We start from the raw sequence: 16,570 nt of genomic DNA, 5'->3' as shown, positions 1-16,570 counted from the left end.
CGAAAGCACCATGAAAGTCGCATTTGCTACGCAGGACATGAAGCGCGTCGACGCGCATTTCGGGTGGGCCAAGCACATCGCCATCTACGAGGTGAACCCCGAAGAGAACCACTTCATCGAGGCCATCGAGTTCGACGGCGACCTCAAGGAAGACGGCAACGAGGACAAGCTGGCCCCGAAGATCGAGGCCATCAAGGATTGTGCGATTCTTTACGTGGCCGCCATCGGCGGCTCGGGCGCGGCCCGCGTGGTCGCCAACAACATCCACCCCATGAAGGTGAGCCAGCCGGAGGAGATCTCCGACCTGATCGCCAAGCTCTCGGATGTGCTGAAGGGAGCCCCGCCGCCCTGGCTGCGCAAGGCGCTGAACAAGGGCAAGGACCGCAACTTTGATTTCGAAGACTGAAGGACGCCCCCATGGTCGAAGCCGCTGAAGCCGCCGTCGCGACGGTGCCCCCCGAAGAGTCGCCCTTCGTCAAGGAGCTCATCAAGATCTGGCGCGCCCAGGACACCCATGGTGCCTGGGAGGGCAAGAAGGACTTTGAACTGGTCGAGCCCTACATCATCGACAAGGAGGCGCGCCGCGCCCTGCCGATCATCGGCGATCCCGACCCGGAGACCATCTGGCGCCTGGAACTGTTCTTCAACGCGGTGTGCCTGCTCATCGAGCGTGAGACCCGCGTGATGATCTCGCCCATGCTCAAGATGAGCCACGAGGGCTTCGGCCGCATGGTGCTCATCGGCGGGCGGCTGATCGTCGTGAACAAGCAGCTGCGCGATGTCCATCGCTTCGGCTTCGACAATCTCGGCAAGCTGGCGGAGGAGGGCATGAAGCATGTCAACTCTGGCGTCGAGATGATCAAGAAGTTCCCCGACGTGGCCAATTACTGAGGCGACCATGAGCGACATCGAAGGCCTGAAGGCTGAACTCAAGAAGCTGTCCGCGAAGGCCACCCAGGCCAAGATGGACCTTCATGACCTCTCCGAGGAGCTGCCGATCAACTGGGAGCAGATCCCGGTGGTGGCGAAGAAGGCTCACGACGCCTTCTCCGAGCTGGAGAAGAAGCGCGCCGAGCTGAAGGCCCTCGAGGCGGCGTGACGCCGGCTGCATGATCCCGGCGGCCCGCGCGGGGCCGCCCGAACCCCCGAAAGGTCGTTCCCCCATGTCTAACGAAACCCGAGATGGTCGAGCTTGGCAGCCAGACTACCTGCTCGACATCGATGCCGGGAAGTGCATCGGCTGCGGGCGCTGCTTCAAGGTCTGCGGCCGGGATGTGATGACGCTGAAGGGCATCAACGAGGACGGAGAGATCGTCGCCCTCGAAGATGACGACGATGACGAGATCGAGAAGAAGGTCATGGCGATGAACGACGCCGGCGCCTGCATCGGCTGCGGTGCCTGCGCCCGTGTCTGCCCGGCCAATTGCCAGATCCACGGCATGGACAAGGCGGCCTGATCTGTCCTGATCTTGAGCATTGCTTCTTGGGAGTTGCGGCGATGACGGCGGAAGAGGTCTACGACCAGCTCATCACGACCCCCGGCCCGGTCGAATGCGATGCGTTCGACCGGCACGTCGTCGCCGCCATTCTCTCCCTCGCCGTCGCGGAGGGCGCCGCCTCCGGGCAGGGGCCGCTCGAAGGCCTCGGGCTCTCGGCCGCGGAGCTGGAGAGCCTGCTCTTCTTCTGGTTCCCCGCCGCTACCCGCACCGCGGAATGGTGCGATGCCTCCGCGCCGATGATCGACAAGGAGGAGCAGTCGATCCGCGAGATCATGGGCATGTATTGCTCGCAGGGCGATGCGCTGGAACAGGTGCTCGGCGCCATGATCGCGCGGCGCTGCAGGTTTCCACACCATCTGTGGCAGGATCTCGGCCTGCGCAATCGCGGCGAGCTTTCGCGGCTCATGAAGCGCCACTTCGCGCCGCTGGCGCAGAAGAACCGCAACGACATGAAATGGAAGAAGTTCCTCTACCGCATGGTGTGCGGCGCCGAGGGCTTCACCCTGTGCACCGCGCCGGTGTGCGCCGAGTGCGACGACTTCCACATGTGCTTCGGTGCCGAGGACGGGGAATCCCGCCTCGCCTGGGCCCGCAACGGCCGGCGCCCGGATGCCGGCGAGCCCCTGCCGCCCCTCGATCTGCCCCAGGCCGCCGAATAGGGTGCCGCGCGGGCCCGGCTGCGCACAGTTGGCGTGCGTGGCGCCGGCGTGGGCGCGATTGCATTTCTCCATCTTTCGAGACGGGCCGCCTCCCGGTGGCCGAGCATCGCCGCCCTTCCGCCGGCCTGCGGGGCGCGGCGGACGTTTGCGCGCGCCGGTGCAGGGAGGCGCTTCGCGTGGGCGGCGGGGGCTAAAATCCAGCGCCTATCTGTTTATTTCATAATTTTCATAATTTTTATCGGCTTTATGTTGACGCCCATCGAATGGGCGTGCAATCGTCAGGTCATGGGTTCTGCGGAGCCGCTCGAATTCCGATTTCTGGAGGTATGATGACCCGTCGTCTCCTGTCCTTCCGCGCGCGGCTGGCCGCGGTGGCGCTGTCGATGGCGGCGGCGAGCCCGGCCTTCGCCGCCGAGACCGCCCTGCTGAACGTCTCCTACGATCCGACCCGCGAGCTTTATGTGGACGTGAACAAGGCGTTCACCACCGAGTGGCAGAAGAGCCACGCCGGAGACACGCTCACCATCCGCCAGTCCCACGGCGGCTCCGGCAAGCAGGCGCGCTCGGTCATCGACGGGCTCGAGGCGGACGTGGTGACGCTGGCGCTCGCCTACGACATCGACGCCATCGCCGAGAAGGGGCTGCTGGCGCAGGACTGGCAGAAGCGCCTGCCGGACAATTCCTCCCCCTACACCTCCACCATCGTGTTCCTGGTGCGCAAGGGCAATCCCAAGGGCATCAAGGACTGGGACGACCTCGTGAAGCCCGGCATCAAGGTGGTGACCCCCAATCCGAAGACCTCGGGCGGTGCCCGCTGGAACTATCTCGGCGCCTGGGGCTACGCGCTCAAGAAGTTCGGCGGCGACGAGGCCAAGGCCCGCGATTTCGTGCAGGCGCTCTATAAGAACGCCCCCGTGCTCGACACCGGCGCCCGAGGCTCCACCGTCACTTTCGTGGAGCGCGGCATCGGCGACGTGCTCATCGCCTGGGAGAACGAGGCCTACCTCTCGGTGAACGAGCTCGGTCCGGACAAGTTCGACATCGTCACCCCCTCCGTCTCCATCCTCGCGGAGCCGCCGGTGGCGGTGGTGGACAAGGTGGTGGACAAGAAGGGCACCCGGCAGGTGGCGGAGGACTATCTGAAGTTCCTCTACACGCCGGAAGGCCAGGATATCGCGGCCCGCAACTACTACCGCCCGCGTAACGCCGAGGTGGCCGCCAAGTACAAGGACAAGTTCGCGCCGGTCGAGCTGTTCACCGTGGATGGAGTATTCGGCGGCTGGCAGAAGGCGCAGAAGACCCACTTCTCCGACGGCGGGGTGTTCGACCAGATCTCCGGGCGCTGACGCCCGCCGCCTCCCGCGCGGCGGGAGGCACGACACCGGTTGGGTCCGGGGGCCGCGGGGTGCTATTGATGCCCTCGCGGCCCGCCCGTTTCGGCCCGCCCCAAGCGCAACAGCCAAGGCCAGCAGCGAAACGCCAAGATGCCGAATTCCGCGCTTCCTCTCGCCCGCCGGCGCCCGAAAAGCGTCATCCCGGGGTTCGGGATCACCCTCGGCATCACGCTGACGTGGCTGAGCCTGATCGTGCTGCTGCCCATGGTGGGCCTGTTCATCAAGACCTCCGAGCTCACCTTCGAGCGCTTCATCACCGTCGTCACGGCGGCGCGCACGCTGCATGCCCTGCAGGTGTCGTTCGGCCTTTCGCTGGCGGCGGCGGCGGTGAACGCGGTGCTGGGCCTGGTGGTGGTGTGGGTGCTGGTGCGCTACGATTTTCCCTTCCGCCGGGTGGTGGACGCCATCGTGGACATCCCCTTCGCCCTGCCCACGGCGGTGGCGGGCATCGCCCTCACGGCCATCTATGCGGAGAACGGCTGGGTGGGCGCGCTGCTGGCGCCGCTGGGCATCCAGGTGGCGTTCACGCCGCTGGGCATCCTGGTGGCGCTCATCTTCATCGGGCTACCGTTCGTGGTGCGCACGGTGCAGCCGGTGCTGACCGACCTCAACCAGGAGCTGGAGGAGGCCTCCGCGAGCCTCGGCGCCTCGCGGGCGCAGACCCTTCGCCGGGTGGTGCTGCCGGCCATCGGCCCCTCGGTGATGACCGGCTTCGCGCTCGCCTTCGCGCGCGGGGTGGGCGAGTACGGCTCGGTCATCTTCATCGCCGGCAACCTGCCCGGCGTGTCGGAGATCGCGCCCCTGCTCATCGTCATCCGCCTGGAGGAGTTCCGCTATGCGGATGCCACCGCCATCGCGGTGGTGATGCTGCTGGCCTCGTTCGCGCTGCTCGCGCTCATCAACGGCCTGCAGCGCTGGAGCGAGCGGCGCGGGAGCGCCGCATGAAGGCATCCGCCATCGCCCCCTCACGGCGGGCTTTCCTGTACACTATCGCGCGGGCCGCCGACGCGGGCCATTTTCCGGGACCTTGGACATGAGCATCGACATCGTCGGCGTCAGCAAGCGCTTCAAGACCTTCACCGCCCTCGACAACGTCTCCCTCGAGATCCAGAGCGGGGAGCTGGTGGCGCTGCTGGGGCCTTCCGGCTCGGGCAAGACCACGCTCCTGCGCATCATCGCGGGGCTCGACTGGCCGGACGCGGGCGAGGTGCGGTTCGACGGCGAGGACGCGCTGTCGCGCTCGGTGCGCGAGCGCAACGTGGGCTTCGTGTTCCAGCACTATGCGCTGTTCCGGCATCTCAGCGTGTTCGAGAACGTGGCGTTCGGCCTGCGCGTGCGGCGCGGCCCGGCCAAGATGGCCGAGGCGGCCATTCGCGCCCGCGTCAACGAGCTGCTCTCCCTGGTGCAGATCGACTGGCTGGCGGACCGCTACCCGGCCCAGCTCTCCGGCGGCCAGCGCCAGCGGGTGGCGCTGGCGCGCGCCCTCGCCATCTCCCCCAAGGTGCTGCTGCTCGACGAGCCGTTCGGCGCGCTCGACGCCAAGGTGCGCAAGGAGCTGCGCCGCTGGCTGCGCCATCTGCACGAGGAGATGCCCGTGACCTCCGTGCTCGTCACCCACGACCAGGAGGAGGCGCTGGAGGTCTCCGACCGGATCGTGGTGATGGGCCGCGGCAAGATCGAGCAGGTAGGCTCCCCGGTGGATGTCTACCGGAACCCGGCCACCGCCTTCGTGCACGACTTCATCGGCGAGACCGTGCGCCTGCCCGGCGAGGCGCGCGGCGGCGCCCTGTTCCTCAAGGGTCGGGCGCTCGGGCTCGATGCCCAGGGCGTCGGCGACGGCCCGGCGCAGATCCTCGCGCGGCCGCACGAGGTGGAGCTGGCGCCGCCGGAGAATGCCCCCTTCGCCGGCAAGGTGCTGGCGCTGCGCATCTTCGGCCCCAACCGGCGGGCCGACGTGGAGATCGCCTCCGACAAGGGGACGACGGTGGTGGAAGCCTCCGTGCCGCTCGACCGCGAGATCGCGGTGGGCGCCCAGGTGGGCCTGCTGCCGCACCGCTACCGGGTGTTCGCCGCCACCGCCTGACGCCCTCTGGTCCGTGAGCTTTCCCTCCGGGCCGCGACCGAGCCTGCGTGGTACCGGTCAAGGACCGGGGCCGGTTGGTGCCGGCGCGGTCGGACGGTGAAGGGCGCCCACCGAGGGCGCCCCTCGCCTGCGCGCTTCAGGGCGCCGGGTTGCCGTGAAGCTGGAACACCGCGTTCACCTGCTCCTCCATCTGCGGCGTGAAGGCGATGGAGAGGGTCGCCAGCGTCTCCTCGAGCTGGGAGATGGAGGTGGCGCCGATGATGTTCGAGGTCACGAACGGCCGGCTCGTCACCCACGCCTGCGCCAGCCCCACGGGCGAGAGGCCGAGTTCCGCCGCCAGCGCCATATAGGCCCTGATCGCCTCTTCCGTGCCGGGCTTCTCGTAGCGCTGGCCGCGGCTGAAGAGGGTGGAGCGGGCCCCGGCCGGGCGGGCGCCGCCGAGATACTTGCCGGTGAGGTAGCCCTGCGCCAGCGGCGAATAGGCCAGAAGGCCGACGCCCTCGCGGGCGTGGAACTCCGAGAGCCCCGCCTCATAGGTGCGGTTGAGGAGGTTGTAGGCGTTCTGCACCGAGACCACCTTCGGCCCGATGCCCTTTTCCGCCGCCGCCAGGAAGCGGCAAAGGCCCCATGCCGTCTCGTTGGAGAGGCCGATGTGGCGCACCTTGCCGGCCTTCACCAGCTCGGCGAGGGCGCCGAGGGTCTCCTCGATGGGCACCTCCGGGCTTTCGTCGCTGCCGCGCGCGGGCGCCGAGGCCGGATTTCCGAACAGCGGCACCGCCCGGTCCGGCCAGTGGAGCTGGTAGAGATCCAGATAGTCGGTCTGGAGCCGCCGCAGGGAGCCCTCGATCGCCTCGTTGATGTTCCGCGCGTCGAGGCGCGGGTTGGAGCCGTCGGCGCGCAGCCAGTTCTGGGTGGAACGGCCGGCGACCTTGCTGGCGAGGATCACCTTGTCGCGGTTGCCGCGGGCCTTCAGCCAGCTGCCGATGATGCGCTCGGTGGAGCCCTGGGTCTCGGGCCGGGGCGGGATGGAATAGACCTCCGCCGTATCGATGAAGTTGATGCCGTGGGAGAGGGCGAGGTCGAGCTGGGCGTGGCCTTCGGCCTCGGTGTTCTGCTGGCCGAAGGTCATGGTGCCGAGGCAGATGGAGGACACGGAGAGGCCGCTGTCTCCGAGGGGGCGATACTCGAGCATGGAGGCTCCGGTGGGCGAGGGGCGGAACGGGGCCGCCGGGGTGGGTGGCGGCGCGCGATAAGATGGCGCATCGCCGTCACCGCCAGCTTAGGGCGTCCGGGGGTGCGCTGGATACTACCGTCGCACGCCGGGAAATGCCCGCGCGGCAAGGGGTGGCGCCGGGGCGCACGGCTGTCCCAGCGTCAGAGGCGCATCTTCAGACGGAGGGAGCCGATCTGGTTCAGGTAGCCGGAGGGGCTCGCCTGGAGGTCGTATTGCAGGCCGAGGTCCAGGGTCTCGGTCGCGGCCGATGTCAGGCCCGCGCCGGCCGTGAACAGCCAGGGCGACACGTCGAGCCTCGGCGTGAGGAAGGGCAGCCCGCCGCCGGCAAAGGTGGCGGCGAGGGGGCCGGGGGTGCCGAGGGTGTCGTAGCCGGCCGAGCCGCGCGCCGTGAGGGTCAGCGTGCCGCCCAGCCGGTAGAAGGCGGCGAGCTCCGCCCCCACGTCGAGCTCGCGCCAGGTCTGGCCTTCCACCGAAAGGTCGAGCGGGCCGGCGCCGGTCTCGCGGTAGCCCGGCGCGCTCACCTCCAGATAGTCGAGCCGCAGGGCGGGCCGCAGGGTGAGGGCCTCGGTCACGGCGAAGCTCCTGCGCAGCGCGGCGCCGGCCTGGAGGGCGCGGCTCCGGTAGTCGGCCTCGGCCGTGGTGCCCATGAAGGCGATGGCGCGGGAGGTGCCGGTGTCCACCAGGGCGGCGTTGACCTGCACGGCGAGATCGAGGCCGGGCAAGAGGGCCTGCGTGCCGTAGGCGCCCATAACGTAGGATTGCAGGTCCGCCGTGCCGGCGGCGACGCTCGCCCGCGCGGCGTCGGCCGATGCCGTGAGCGAGGTGGAGGAGAAGGCGAGCATGGCCCCCGCCATGGTGCCGGGCGCGATGTCGCCGTCGGCGCCGACGGCGATGCCGCCGCCGCTCATGTCATAGCCGGGAACCCCGTCGATGGCGGACTGACGGCCGCCGCCGCCCAGCGGGCGCATCCAGGCCCGGCGCTCGGGCGCTTCCGGCTGCGCGGGGGCGTCCAGGCGGTCGGCCGCCACCTGCCCCAGCATGCGCAGGGTGCCGGCCGTGGCCTCGGCGGCGGCGCCCGAAAGCACCGGCACGGTCTGGCTGAGGGCGGCGGAGAGGGCCGGGCCCGACAGGTCGTTGAGAATACGCGTGACCGGCGCCATGGCGCCGAGGAGCCCCGCCTCGGTGCCGGCGACGGCGTAGAGCGTGCGCGCCGCGCCGAGGGCGGAGACGGTGCCGGTGGCGGCGGCGGTCTCCCCATAGGGCCGCACCACGTAGGCGGCGGTGAGGTCGCCGGTGAAGATGGCCGAGGCATCATAGGTGCCGAGCGCCATCCCGGCGTCGGAGGCGTTCCCGGCGATGCCGCCGTAGAGGCTGGCGAGGGTGCCGTCCGTGAGGGTATTGAACAGCACGCGCCCCTGCGGAGTGATGGAGCCGAGCAGGCTGAAGGCGGTGCCGTCCGGCCGCAGGCCCTGGCCCCAGAAATAGCCGCTCTTGTAGCCGGTGATGATGAAGGTGCCCGGCTGTGTGGTGCCGAAGGCCTCGGGGCTCACGATCCGCCAGGGCGTGCCCTTGGTCCAGGCCCATTGCGGCGAGAGATTGCTGGGCACGGCCTGGGCGGCGGGCGGGGTGAAGACCGCGGGGTCGTAGGGCGTCATGTAGGCCCAGTGGCTCACCAGCAGGCTGGTGCCGGTGATCATCTGCATCTCCATGGTGGTGATGCCGCCCACCTGCTGCATCTGGCCGAGGCCGATGGTGGTGGAGCCGCCGGTGGTGGGGGTGAACACCATGGTGATCTGCCCGGCGGGGGTCACGCTGCCCTGGATGTCGGAATCGGAGGTGGTGGCGATGGGCCCGATCTGCAGCGTGGCGGCGCTGGTGCCCGTGAAAACCCCGTTCACCGAGGTGCCGAGGGCCCACAGGGTCTGGTCGCCGATGGGCATGGGATTGGCGAAGCTGGTGGCGGGCGCGGCATAGGCCAGCATCTGGGGCACGGTGACGTACCAGTGGCTGTTGCTGATGGTGGCGTCCCACGGCGATTCCGCCCGCGCCCCGCCGGCCAGAAGCACCCCTGCGGCGAGCAGGCAGCCCGCGCTTGCGCGCCGCCGGCCATGCGCGCGCCGCGTGCCGGCAGATCGTCCGTGCCTCGCCATGTCCAGCCACCGCCCCAAGAGCCGGAAGAAACCGCCGCGAGACCCGCAAGCGTGTGTCTTCAAGCGGTTGCTCATGCCGCAGCCGACCCCACGGGCTGCGAATCCCGGCCCCGATGGGGTCTTTTTGCCCGCGCTCCGGCGCTGATGCAAATTTGCGCAGCGGGCGGAAGGGGGCTTCGCGCCGCCTCTGCCATGCGGCATGCGCAGGGCGGCCGTGCGAGGCGCCGCAACGGCTGGTCAAAGCCGGCGCAATAATCTATCAGGCCGCAAGGCTATCCATCGTGCAGGGCGGCTTCATCCTGACTCGCACGAACGAAAATTGCCCATCCCTCGCCCCTACGCACGACGCACGGCAGCGCCCAGCCCCTCGAACGCGGCGGGCCGTGCACTGGAAGACGACGACATGTCACTCAACGCAACCACCGCCCCCGTCGCCGACGGCGCGCCCGAGCTGGTCAATCCGCGCCATCGCGTGATCCTGGCGAGCCTCGTGGGCACCACCATCGAGTTCTACGATTTCTACGTCTACGCCACGGCGGCGGTGCTGGTGTTCCCGCACCTGTTCTTCCCCACCGGCAATGACACGGTGGCGCTGCTCGCCTCCTTCGCCGTGTTCGGCGCGGCCATGGTGGCCCGGCCGCTGGGCGCGGTCTTCTTCGGCCACCTCGGCGACAAGCGCGGGCGCAAGATCACGCTGGTGGGCGCGCTGCTCACCATGGGCATCGCCACCTTCCTCATCGGTTTCCTGCCCACCTTCCCGATGGTGGGCTGGCTGGCGCCCGCGCTGCTGGTGGTGCTGCGCCTCGCCCAGGGCTTCGCGCTCGGCGGCGAGTGGAGCGGCGCGGCGCTGGTCGCCACCGAGAACGCCCCCGCCGGCAAGCGCGCGCTTTACGGCACCTTCCCGCAGCTCGGCGCGCCCATCGGCTTCATCATCGCCAACGGCCTGTTCCTGGTCATCGCGGCGCTGATGCCCTCGTCCGACCCCTCCCGCCCCTCCGATGCCTTCCTGAGCTGGGGCTGGCGGGTGCCGTTCCTGTTCTCGGTGGTGATGGTGGTGGTGGGCCTGTGGGTGCGCCTGAGCCTGGTGGAAAGCCCCGCCTTCTCCAAGACCGTGGAGGACGGGCGCATCCAGAAGGTGCCGCTGGTGGCGGCCGTGAAGACCTATTGGCGCGAGCTGATCCTCGGCACTTTCTACATGCTCGCGACCTACGTGCTCTTCTACCTGATGACCACCTTCTCGCTGAGCTACGGCCGCGCCGCCGCGGGCGCCGCGCTGCCCGGCCTCGGCTACGATTACCGCACCTTCGTGCTGATGATGATCGTGGGCGTGGTGTTCTTCGGCATCTTCACCATGGTCTCCGGCCCCTGGGCGGACCGCTGGGGCCGCCGGCGCACGCTGATCTGGATCACGCTCGCCATCGCCCTGTTCGGGCTCGTGTGGGTGCCCATGCTGGCGGGCGGCTTCATGGGCGTGATGGCGTGGCTCATCCTCGGCTTCTCGCTCATGGGCCTCACCTTCGGCCCCATGGGCGCGCTGCTGCCGGAGCTGTTCCCCGCCAACGTGCGCTACACCGGCTCGGGCATCGCCTACAACGTGTCGTCCATCCTGGGCGCGGCGGTGGCGCCGTTCATCGCGGTGGCGCTGTGGGCCTATGGCGGCGGCAGCCCGTTCTGGGTGGGCATCTACCTCTCGGTGATGGCCGTGTTCACCCTCATCGCCCTGCTGCTCGGCAAGGAGACGCGCGACATCGACATCCACGCCTGAGGGCGCAGGCTTGCGGTCAGGGCGGCCTGTCGCCCGCCGGCATGGATGGACGGGCGGCCGGAAGGCCGCCCGTTTTCGTTCGCGCGGGGCGCGGCTCAGAACTTCAGCGTCACCCGCGTGTTGATGGAGCGGCCCATGCCGGCCACCGGATAGCCCCAGGCGGCGCTGGAGCCCATCATGGACGGCACCTGATAGTTCACGAGGTTGGCGCCGCCGAGGGGCAGGTCGTATTCGGTGTCGAGGATGTTCTCGATGCCGAAGTCCACCTTCAGCATCTGCCATTCATAGGAGGTGCGGAAGTTGAGCAGGGCGTAGGCGTCGGTTTCCAGCTCGTTGCGCACCTGGCTCACCAGCACCTTGGCCGCCACCATCTGCAGCTCCAGGCTGGTGGTCCAGTTGCCGAGCCGGTTGTCGATCGCCACCGTGCCGTTGAGGGGCATCATGTGGTAGAGGTTCACGCCGTCCGTGCGCTGGCCCTGCACGAAATTGAGGTTGCCGCGGAAGGCGCCCTGGCCGAACGTGTCGCTGTCCCACAGGGCGAGCCGGCCGTCGATATTGACGCCGTAGAGCCAGGCGTCGTGGTTGGCGAACTGCAGGTAGACGAAGTTGTTGCGTGTGTAGAGGTTGCTCGGCAGGCTCCGGAGGCAGGACGTCTGATCGCAGCGGTCGGCGTCGATATAGTCCACCACATAGCTATAATAGGGCGAAACCTTGAGCTGCCACACCTTCTGCGCGTCGTCGTGCCAGTCGGCGGTGAAGGAGAGGGTGTGGGCGGCCTCCGGCTCCAGGTCGATGTTGCCCACGTAGCCGTTGCCGTCGCCGAACCAGCCGATCATCTTCATGGCCATGGCGTTGGTGGACCACGCATAGCGCTCGTAGAGGTTGGGCGAGCGCGTCTTGCGGGCGAGGCCCAGCTCGTAAAGGCTGAAGGCGCTCGCCTCGTAGCGCAGCACGGCGGAGGCATCGAAATTGATGTCGGTGCGGGCGTGGCTCTGGTCGTTGAAGGCGGCGGCCTGGGCGCCGTACATCATCGCGTTGTAGCCCTGCACGTCACCGGTGTTCATCCACACGATGTCGTTGCGCAGGCCGAGCACGGTGGTCCAGCCCTCGGCCAGCTCCTTCTCCCACTCGGCATAGGTGCCGACCCGCAGGCGCTGGCCGTCGTTGATGTTCCAGAAGGTGTCCGGCCCCATCATCATGGAGCCCGCGACCGGCGGCCACCAGTCGTCGAGGTTGTTGTAGAACAGCTCGTTGCCGATGCGCATGAGCGTGTCCTGGCTGAGGCCCACCGTCGCCTTCACCGTGTAGCCGAGGTCGGTGGAGCGGGTGTCCATGGGCATGTCGCTGTCCTTGTCGGGCTGGATGAAGCCCATGGTGTGGCGAATGCGGTTGAAGAAGGAGGTGGCCTCCAGCTTGCCCCAGTCGAACAGGCCCTCGTAGCGGCCGTTCACGAACAGGCTCTTGTTCTCCACCAAGTCCATGTACTGGTTCACGAAGCCCTCGGACGGGATGAACTGCCCGCCCACCTGCACGGTGAAGAGGTTGTCCTGGAGCTTCTTCGAGATCGAGAGCGCGTGGTTCTGCGTCTCGTACATGGTGGACTTGATGGTGGTGCCGTTGCCAGAGGTGTAGTCGCTCGCCTTGGCCCAGCCGCCGGTATAGGTCACGCTCGTGTCGGCGTTCGAGACGGTGGCGTTGGCGTCCACGCCATAGCCGTTGCCGTTGGAGCGGTAGAAGCCGGAGACCGAGCCGGAGACCTGGAGCTTGTCGGTGGGGGTGAAGCGCGGCGGGGCCACGGTCACGTCCACCTTGGCGCCGGTATAGTCGCCGCCCACGCTCACCGGCGCGGTGCCGTAATACACCTTGGTGGTGGAGATCATCGCCGGGTTCATGAACGACATGGGCGGGTTCATCTCGTTCGGGCAGGCCGGGCTGAAGATCATTCCGTTGATGGCCACCTGCACCCGGTCGGCGCCCATGCCGTTCACCGCCGGCAGGCTGGAGACCCCGCCCGCGCCCCAGGCGGCGCCGCCGGGAATGCCGGCGATGAGAGAGCCCGAATCGCTGGTGAAGAGGGTGGCCGCCGCGGCCTGGGCGCCCGAGATGACGGCGGTGTCGGCGGGCAGGAAGCCGCCGTCGCCGGAGGCGGCGGTGCCGCGTTCGGGCGGGCGCACCACCACGGCGGGCAGAAGGGAGGCATCGTCCTGCTGCGCGCTTTGGGCGGCGGCGGGCAGGGCGGCGAGCGGAGGGAGGATGGCGAGGGCCGGGCTCAGCAGCGCGCTCGAAAGGCGCAGCGCGCGGGCCAGGTGAGACGTTCGCATCGACATGGGTGTTTCCAGGGTGCATGCCTTCGCGTCCTCGGCGGCGGGCCGCGGCGGCGCGCCCGCACGGCCCGCCTGGAGCGGGGCTCCGAAGGCGGGCGTGCAGGTTTCGCGCGGCGGCCGCAGGCGCGTCCGTCAGGCTCCGAAGGCTGTGACTGATGTGACGAAAGAAAGCCGCATCGGGTGCGGCGTGGCGCGGGTCAGGCGAAGGCCGGTGGCGCGCGGGGCTGGTGGGGGCGGTGCCGCGCGGCGGTGCGCAGGCTGTCGCGGACCTCGGCCCGGTAGTGAAGCTCGATGGCGACGCGGTCGAGCTCCGGTGTCGCCACCGGCGGCGGCAGCAGCGCGGCATCGACGCGCGAAAGGCACAGCGGGCAATGGGTGGCGGCCTTGGCCGGCGCGTCGTCGTCGCCGGCGGGCATGCTGTTGACGCACAGCGGGGCGGCAAGGAGGGCAGCCGCGCCCGAGGCGCTCTCCAGCGCGCGGCCGGCAAGGCCCGCGCCCAGCGCGCTCATCAGCATGACCTGCAGCACGAGCGCATAGGCGGCGGCCCAGGCCACCCCCTGCCGCAACGCGCTGAATCGTGAATGCCGCCCGATCATCTTCCCATCCCTGCCGTGTTGGCTAACACGGCAGGTGACGAAAGGAAACGGCGGCGCGCCCCGGCTGCGCCCCACTGGTCCCCCGGAACCGGCGGGGAACGGCTCGGCAGCGCGCCGCTCCAGCCGTTTTCCCCCGGCCCCTGGGGCAAGATGGCTTGACGCCGGCCGCCGGCTTCGGTGTGATTCCGCGCGAAGGACCGGCGATCGTCCGGTCACGGTAGGGCAGGGAGCGAAACGGGTGGCCAGCGGTCCGGCATCGGGTCCGGCGTTCAAGCGCGGCGCACCTGTCCGGCCTGCCGCATGGCGGGGCTGGACCGCGCTCGCGCTCGCCTATGCGCTGGTGGTCCAGCTCGTGTTGGCCGGTGCCGCCGCGGCGCTGGCCGCCGGGCCCGCCGCTGCCGGGGAGCCGGGCGTTCCCTTCTGCCGCCCCGGTGCGCGGGGGGCTGACGCCCCATCGTCGGGCGGTGCGCTGCCGGCCTGCTGCCTTCTCGGCTGCGGCCTGCTCGCGGCCATGGGGCCGATCCCGCCGGCGGATCCGCTGGCGGCGCCGCACCGCCCCTTCGCGCGGATCTCGCGCCTCGATGCGGGCGAGGACGGACATCTGCCCAGATGGCGCCGCAGCGCCCATCTGGCGCGGGCCCCGCCGCGCGCGCCGGCCTGGTCCAAGCCGGCCTGGTCCAAGTCCATCCGCTTTTTTGTCATCCGTGCCGGCGCGCCCGTGCGCGCACGGCCCAGCCGCCGCCACCCCGCCACAGGGGGCGTGCGAGGAGTTCAGCCATGTCCAGCCTGTTCCACACCTTTCGCAAGGCTTCCGCCGCCGCCGTGCTCTCGCTCGGCCTCGCGGGGCTCACCGCCTCGGCGCTGTCGGCGCACGAGTACAAGGCCGGCGCCATCGAGATCGACCATCCCTGGGCGCGCGCGACGCCCGGTGGGGCCACCGTGGGCGGCGGCTATGTGGTGCTGAAGAACACGGGCACGACGCCCGATCGCCTGGTTTCCGCGACCTCGCCGGTGGCGGGCCGGGTGGAGATCCACGAGATGGCCATGACCAACGGCGTGATGACCATGCGCCCGCTGCCGGAGGGCCTTCCCATTCCAGCCGGCGCCACGGTGGCGCTGAAGCCCGGCTCCTACCACATCATGCTGATGCAGCTGAAGCAGCCCCTGAAGGAGGGCGAGATGGTGGACGGCACCCTCACCTTCGAGAAGGCCGGCACGGTGCCGGTGAAGTTCTCGGTGGAGGGCGTGGGCGCGGGCACCTCGGGCCACGACCACTCCAACTACTGAGGCCGCCACCCGCGGGGCCGCGCAGGCGGCCTCGCGGGCCTTCGTGAAAGGCACGTCGTTCGCGGCGCGCGGCGGCCTCAGCCGCCGAGCTTCTCGTAGGCCATGTGGGTGGTGGGCGCGCCGCCGGGATTGGGCGCGTAGATGCCGAGCATGCGGGCGTGCTCCGGGGCCCAGTAGCGGGCGATGGAACCGGCCGGCACCTTCACCATGTCGCCGGCGGTGGCCTCCACGGTCTCGCCGTCGCAGGTGACGAGCAGCCGGCCCTCCAGCACGTAGGCGAACTCGTCATGGACGTGGGAATCGGTCCAGGCCTCGCCCGTGAGCGCCCATTCCATCATGACGGGCCCGCTCCAGCCTTCCGGGGCGGGCGCGGTGAACCAGCGGGTCTTCGGCCCGTCGTCCCCGACGAGCGGGGCGCGCGCCAGCCTGATCGGTGCCATGGTCGTCGTCTCGCGTGCCGGCTGAAAGCCTCCAAAGGCAAGCATGCGCCACGTCCGAAGTCAAACAATGCGCGGGCATAGCCACGAAGAACATTATTATTCGTGTTATTATGTGGAAAGTCGCGGCTCTGGCCCGCGAGGCATCCTGCCAGGGCCCCGCGTCACATCGGCTTGGCGCGTGAAGGAATGCGAGCCGCAGGCCAAGCCACAAGCCTATGCCCATGTTTCGTGCCGATAAGCCTGACATGAGCGCCGTTTTGTGGCATTCATCGCAACATCCGGCCGCGCGCGGCCCGCGTCGCGGCTCCGGAAAGCGCGGTCGATCCATGTCTCTCAAGCGTCAGAACGACATCCTCCAGGTGGTGCGGGCCAAGGGCAGCTATTCCATCGCCGAGCTCGCCTCGCGCCTGTCCGTCTCCACGGAGACCATCCGCCGCAACATCCAGCCCCTGATCGAGGACGGCACGCTGCTGCGGTTCCACGGCGGCATCATGATCCCCGAGGTGGCGGAGGAGCCGCCCTTCCAGCGCCGCATGCATGTGAACAACGAGGCCAAGTGGGCGGTGGCCGCCATCGTGCGCGACCATGTGCAGGACGGCGACAGCCTGATCCTCGACAACGGCACCACCTCCGCTTATGTGGCCGATGCCCTCTCGGGCCATTCCCGCCTCACCGTGGTGACGCACTCGGTGCAGATCGCCCACCGCCTCGCCTCCAAGAACGGCAACCGGGTGTTCATGTCGGGCGGCGAGCTGGGCGGGGAGGACGGCTCCGCCATGAGCCCCTCCACCATCGATTTCATCCGCCAGTTCCAGGTGCGCTACGCCTTCATCTCGGTGGGCGGCATCACCCTCGCGGGCGAATTGGGCGACTTTCATCTGTTCGAGGCCGAGTTCGCGCGCGCCGCCATGCAGCAGGCCCAAGAGGCCTGGGTGATCGCCGACCGCACCAAGTTCGGCCGCGAGGCGCCGGTGAAGGTGTGCCAGCTCTCCGCCATCGACGCCATCGTGTCGGACGGGCCGCCGCCGCCGGAATTCGCGTCCCGCTGCCGCGCCTCGGGCGTGCGCATCCTCACGCCGCCGGCATCGGTGAAGGCGCCGGCGGGCGGCGCCGGGGCCTGAGGCCCGGCACCCTCGCGC

General features: G+C 69.4%; 16 protein-coding genes. 11 read left to right on the top strand and 5 right to left on the bottom strand.

Annotated elements, in window-relative coordinates; all coding sequences use genetic code 11:
- The first annotated feature begins 10 nt into the window (after positions 1 to 10).
- From nifX to V5F75_RS01515, 8 genes are all read left to right on the top strand, one after another.
- A complete protein-coding gene (gene nifX / locus V5F75_RS01550; protein WP_394036992.1) occupies positions 11 to 406 on the top strand; it encodes a nitrogen fixation protein NifX in 396 nt (131 codons plus the stop codon).
- 11 nt (positions 407 to 417) lie between these two features.
- Positions 418 to 891, top strand: coding sequence for a NifX-associated nitrogen fixation protein (locus tag V5F75_RS01545; RefSeq protein ID WP_394036994.1), 474 nt, complete (start codon positions 418 to 420; stop codon positions 889 to 891).
- Between the two features lie 7 nt (positions 892 to 898).
- Positions 899 to 1,099, top strand: a complete 201-nt coding sequence (locus V5F75_RS01540; RefSeq protein WP_394036996.1) for a CCE_0567 family metalloprotein — start codon at positions 899 to 901, stop codon at positions 1,097 to 1,099.
- 64 nt (positions 1,100 to 1,163) lie between these two features.
- Complete coding sequence (fdxB, locus tag V5F75_RS01535) at positions 1,164 to 1,457, top strand: ferredoxin III, nif-specific (protein WP_394036998.1); 294 nt, start codon at positions 1,164 to 1,166, stop codon at positions 1,455 to 1,457.
- 41 nt (positions 1,458 to 1,498) lie between these two features.
- Positions 1,499 to 2,158 carry a nitrogen fixation protein NifQ gene (locus V5F75_RS01530; RefSeq protein WP_394037000.1) on the top strand — a complete coding sequence of 220 codons (660 nt, stop codon included), beginning with the start codon at positions 1,499 to 1,501 and terminating at the stop codon, positions 2,156 to 2,158.
- 329 nt (positions 2,159 to 2,487) lie between these two features.
- Positions 2,488 to 3,504: a sulfate ABC transporter substrate-binding protein gene (locus V5F75_RS01525; protein WP_393990407.1), complete on the top strand. Its 1,017-nt coding sequence runs from the start codon at positions 2,488 to 2,490 to the stop codon at positions 3,502 to 3,504.
- A gap of 138 nt (positions 3,505 to 3,642) precedes the next feature.
- The gene (gene cysT, locus V5F75_RS01520; protein ID WP_394037002.1) at positions 3,643 to 4,497 is read left to right on the top strand and encodes a sulfate ABC transporter permease subunit CysT; all 855 of its coding nucleotides are present in this window, start codon (positions 3,643 to 3,645) and stop codon (positions 4,495 to 4,497) included.
- 88 nt (positions 4,498 to 4,585) lie between these two features.
- Positions 4,586 to 5,635 carry a sulfate/molybdate ABC transporter ATP-binding protein gene (locus V5F75_RS01515; RefSeq protein WP_394037004.1) on the top strand — a complete coding sequence of 350 codons (1,050 nt, stop codon included), beginning with the start codon at positions 4,586 to 4,588 and terminating at the stop codon, positions 5,633 to 5,635.
- 136 nt (positions 5,636 to 5,771) lie between these two features.
- Here V5F75_RS01515 and V5F75_RS01510 read toward each other — a convergent pair whose 3' ends face one another.
- Positions 5,772 to 6,827, bottom strand: a complete 1,056-nt coding sequence (locus V5F75_RS01510; protein ID WP_394037006.1) for an aldo/keto reductase — start codon at positions 6,825 to 6,827, stop codon at positions 5,772 to 5,774.
- Positions 6,828 to 7,009: 182 nt separating this feature from the next.
- Complete coding sequence (locus V5F75_RS01505; protein WP_394041023.1) at positions 7,010 to 8,935, bottom strand: autotransporter family protein; 1,926 nt, start codon at positions 8,933 to 8,935, stop codon at positions 7,010 to 7,012.
- Positions 8,936 to 9,422: 487 nt separating this feature from the next.
- On the opposite strand from V5F75_RS01505, the gene V5F75_RS01500 reads away from it, so the two are divergent.
- Entirely contained in the window at positions 9,423 to 10,784 is a 1,362-nt protein-coding gene (locus V5F75_RS01500) for an MFS transporter (protein WP_394037010.1), read from the top strand.
- Positions 10,785 to 10,879: 95 nt separating this feature from the next.
- Here V5F75_RS01500 and V5F75_RS01495 read toward each other — a convergent pair whose 3' ends face one another.
- Positions 10,880 to 13,111, bottom strand: a complete 2,232-nt coding sequence (locus V5F75_RS01495; protein ID WP_394037012.1) for a TonB-dependent receptor — start codon at positions 13,109 to 13,111, stop codon at positions 10,880 to 10,882.
- A gap of 194 nt (positions 13,112 to 13,305) precedes the next feature.
- The gene (locus V5F75_RS01490; RefSeq protein WP_394037014.1) at positions 13,306 to 13,704 is read right to left on the bottom strand and encodes a DUF2946 family protein; all 399 of its coding nucleotides are present in this window, start codon (positions 13,702 to 13,704) and stop codon (positions 13,306 to 13,308) included.
- A 777-nt stretch (positions 13,705 to 14,481) separates the two neighbouring features.
- On the opposite strand from V5F75_RS01490, the gene V5F75_RS01485 reads away from it, so the two are divergent.
- On the top strand, positions 14,482 to 14,991 hold the full coding sequence (locus V5F75_RS01485; RefSeq protein WP_394037016.1) for a copper chaperone PCu(A)C: 510 nt from the start codon (positions 14,482 to 14,484) through the stop codon (positions 14,989 to 14,991).
- Positions 14,992 to 15,068: 77 nt separating this feature from the next.
- On the opposite strand, the gene V5F75_RS01480 is transcribed toward V5F75_RS01485, so the two are convergent.
- Positions 15,069 to 15,431, bottom strand: a complete 363-nt coding sequence (locus V5F75_RS01480) for a cupin domain-containing protein (RefSeq protein WP_394037018.1) — start codon at positions 15,429 to 15,431, stop codon at positions 15,069 to 15,071.
- Positions 15,432 to 15,757: 326 nt separating this feature from the next.
- On the opposite strand from V5F75_RS01480, the gene V5F75_RS01475 reads away from it, so the two are divergent.
- Complete coding sequence (locus V5F75_RS01475; protein ID WP_394037020.1) at positions 15,758 to 16,552, top strand: DeoR/GlpR family DNA-binding transcription regulator; 795 nt, start codon at positions 15,758 to 15,760, stop codon at positions 16,550 to 16,552.
- The last annotated feature ends 18 nt before the right edge of the window (positions 16,553 to 16,570 follow it).

It is taken from the genome of Xanthobacter albus (genome assembly GCF_043194895.2).
In the GTDB taxonomy this organism is placed as follows: Bacteria; Pseudomonadota; Alphaproteobacteria; order Rhizobiales; family Xanthobacteraceae; genus Xanthobacter.
This window is presented reverse-complemented; position numbering and strand designations above follow the sequence as displayed.

What these genes read in the sequence shown, in the direction of transcription:
- cysT (WP_394037002.1), top strand. Translation starts at nt 3,643, where the DNA reads ATGCCGAATTCCGCGCTTCCTCTCGCCCGCCGGCGCCCGAAAAGCGTC.
- V5F75_RS01545 (WP_394036994.1), top strand. Translation starts at nt 418, where the DNA reads ATGGTCGAAGCCGCTGAAGCCGCCGTCGCGACGGTGCCCCCCGAAGAG.
- V5F75_RS01495 (WP_394037012.1), bottom strand. Translation starts at nt 13,111, where the DNA reads ATGTCGATGCGAACGTCTCACCTGGCCCGCGCGCTGCGCCTTTCGAGC.
- V5F75_RS01525 (WP_393990407.1), top strand. Translation starts at nt 2,488, where the DNA reads ATGACCCGTCGTCTCCTGTCCTTCCGCGCGCGGCTGGCCGCGGTGGCG.
- V5F75_RS01540 (WP_394036996.1), top strand. Translation starts at nt 899, where the DNA reads ATGAGCGACATCGAAGGCCTGAAGGCTGAACTCAAGAAGCTGTCCGCG.
- V5F75_RS01490 (WP_394037014.1), bottom strand. Translation starts at nt 13,704, where the DNA reads ATGATCGGGCGGCATTCACGATTCAGCGCGTTGCGGCAGGGGGTGGCC.
- fdxB (WP_394036998.1), top strand. Translation starts at nt 1,164, where the DNA reads ATGTCTAACGAAACCCGAGATGGTCGAGCTTGGCAGCCAGACTACCTG.
- V5F75_RS01480 (WP_394037018.1), bottom strand. Translation starts at nt 15,431, where the DNA reads ATGGCACCGATCAGGCTGGCGCGCGCCCCGCTCGTCGGGGACGACGGG.
- nifX (WP_394036992.1), top strand. Translation starts at nt 11, where the DNA reads ATGAAAGTCGCATTTGCTACGCAGGACATGAAGCGCGTCGACGCGCAT.
- V5F75_RS01485 (WP_394037016.1), top strand. Translation starts at nt 14,482, where the DNA reads ATGTCCAGCCTGTTCCACACCTTTCGCAAGGCTTCCGCCGCCGCCGTG.
- V5F75_RS01475 (WP_394037020.1), top strand. Translation starts at nt 15,758, where the DNA reads ATGTCTCTCAAGCGTCAGAACGACATCCTCCAGGTGGTGCGGGCCAAG.
- V5F75_RS01515 (WP_394037004.1), top strand. Translation starts at nt 4,586, where the DNA reads ATGAGCATCGACATCGTCGGCGTCAGCAAGCGCTTCAAGACCTTCACC.
- V5F75_RS01500 (WP_394037010.1), top strand. Translation starts at nt 9,423, where the DNA reads ATGTCACTCAACGCAACCACCGCCCCCGTCGCCGACGGCGCGCCCGAG.
- V5F75_RS01530 (WP_394037000.1), top strand. Translation starts at nt 1,499, where the DNA reads ATGACGGCGGAAGAGGTCTACGACCAGCTCATCACGACCCCCGGCCCG.
- V5F75_RS01510 (WP_394037006.1), bottom strand. Translation starts at nt 6,827, where the DNA reads ATGCTCGAGTATCGCCCCCTCGGAGACAGCGGCCTCTCCGTGTCCTCC.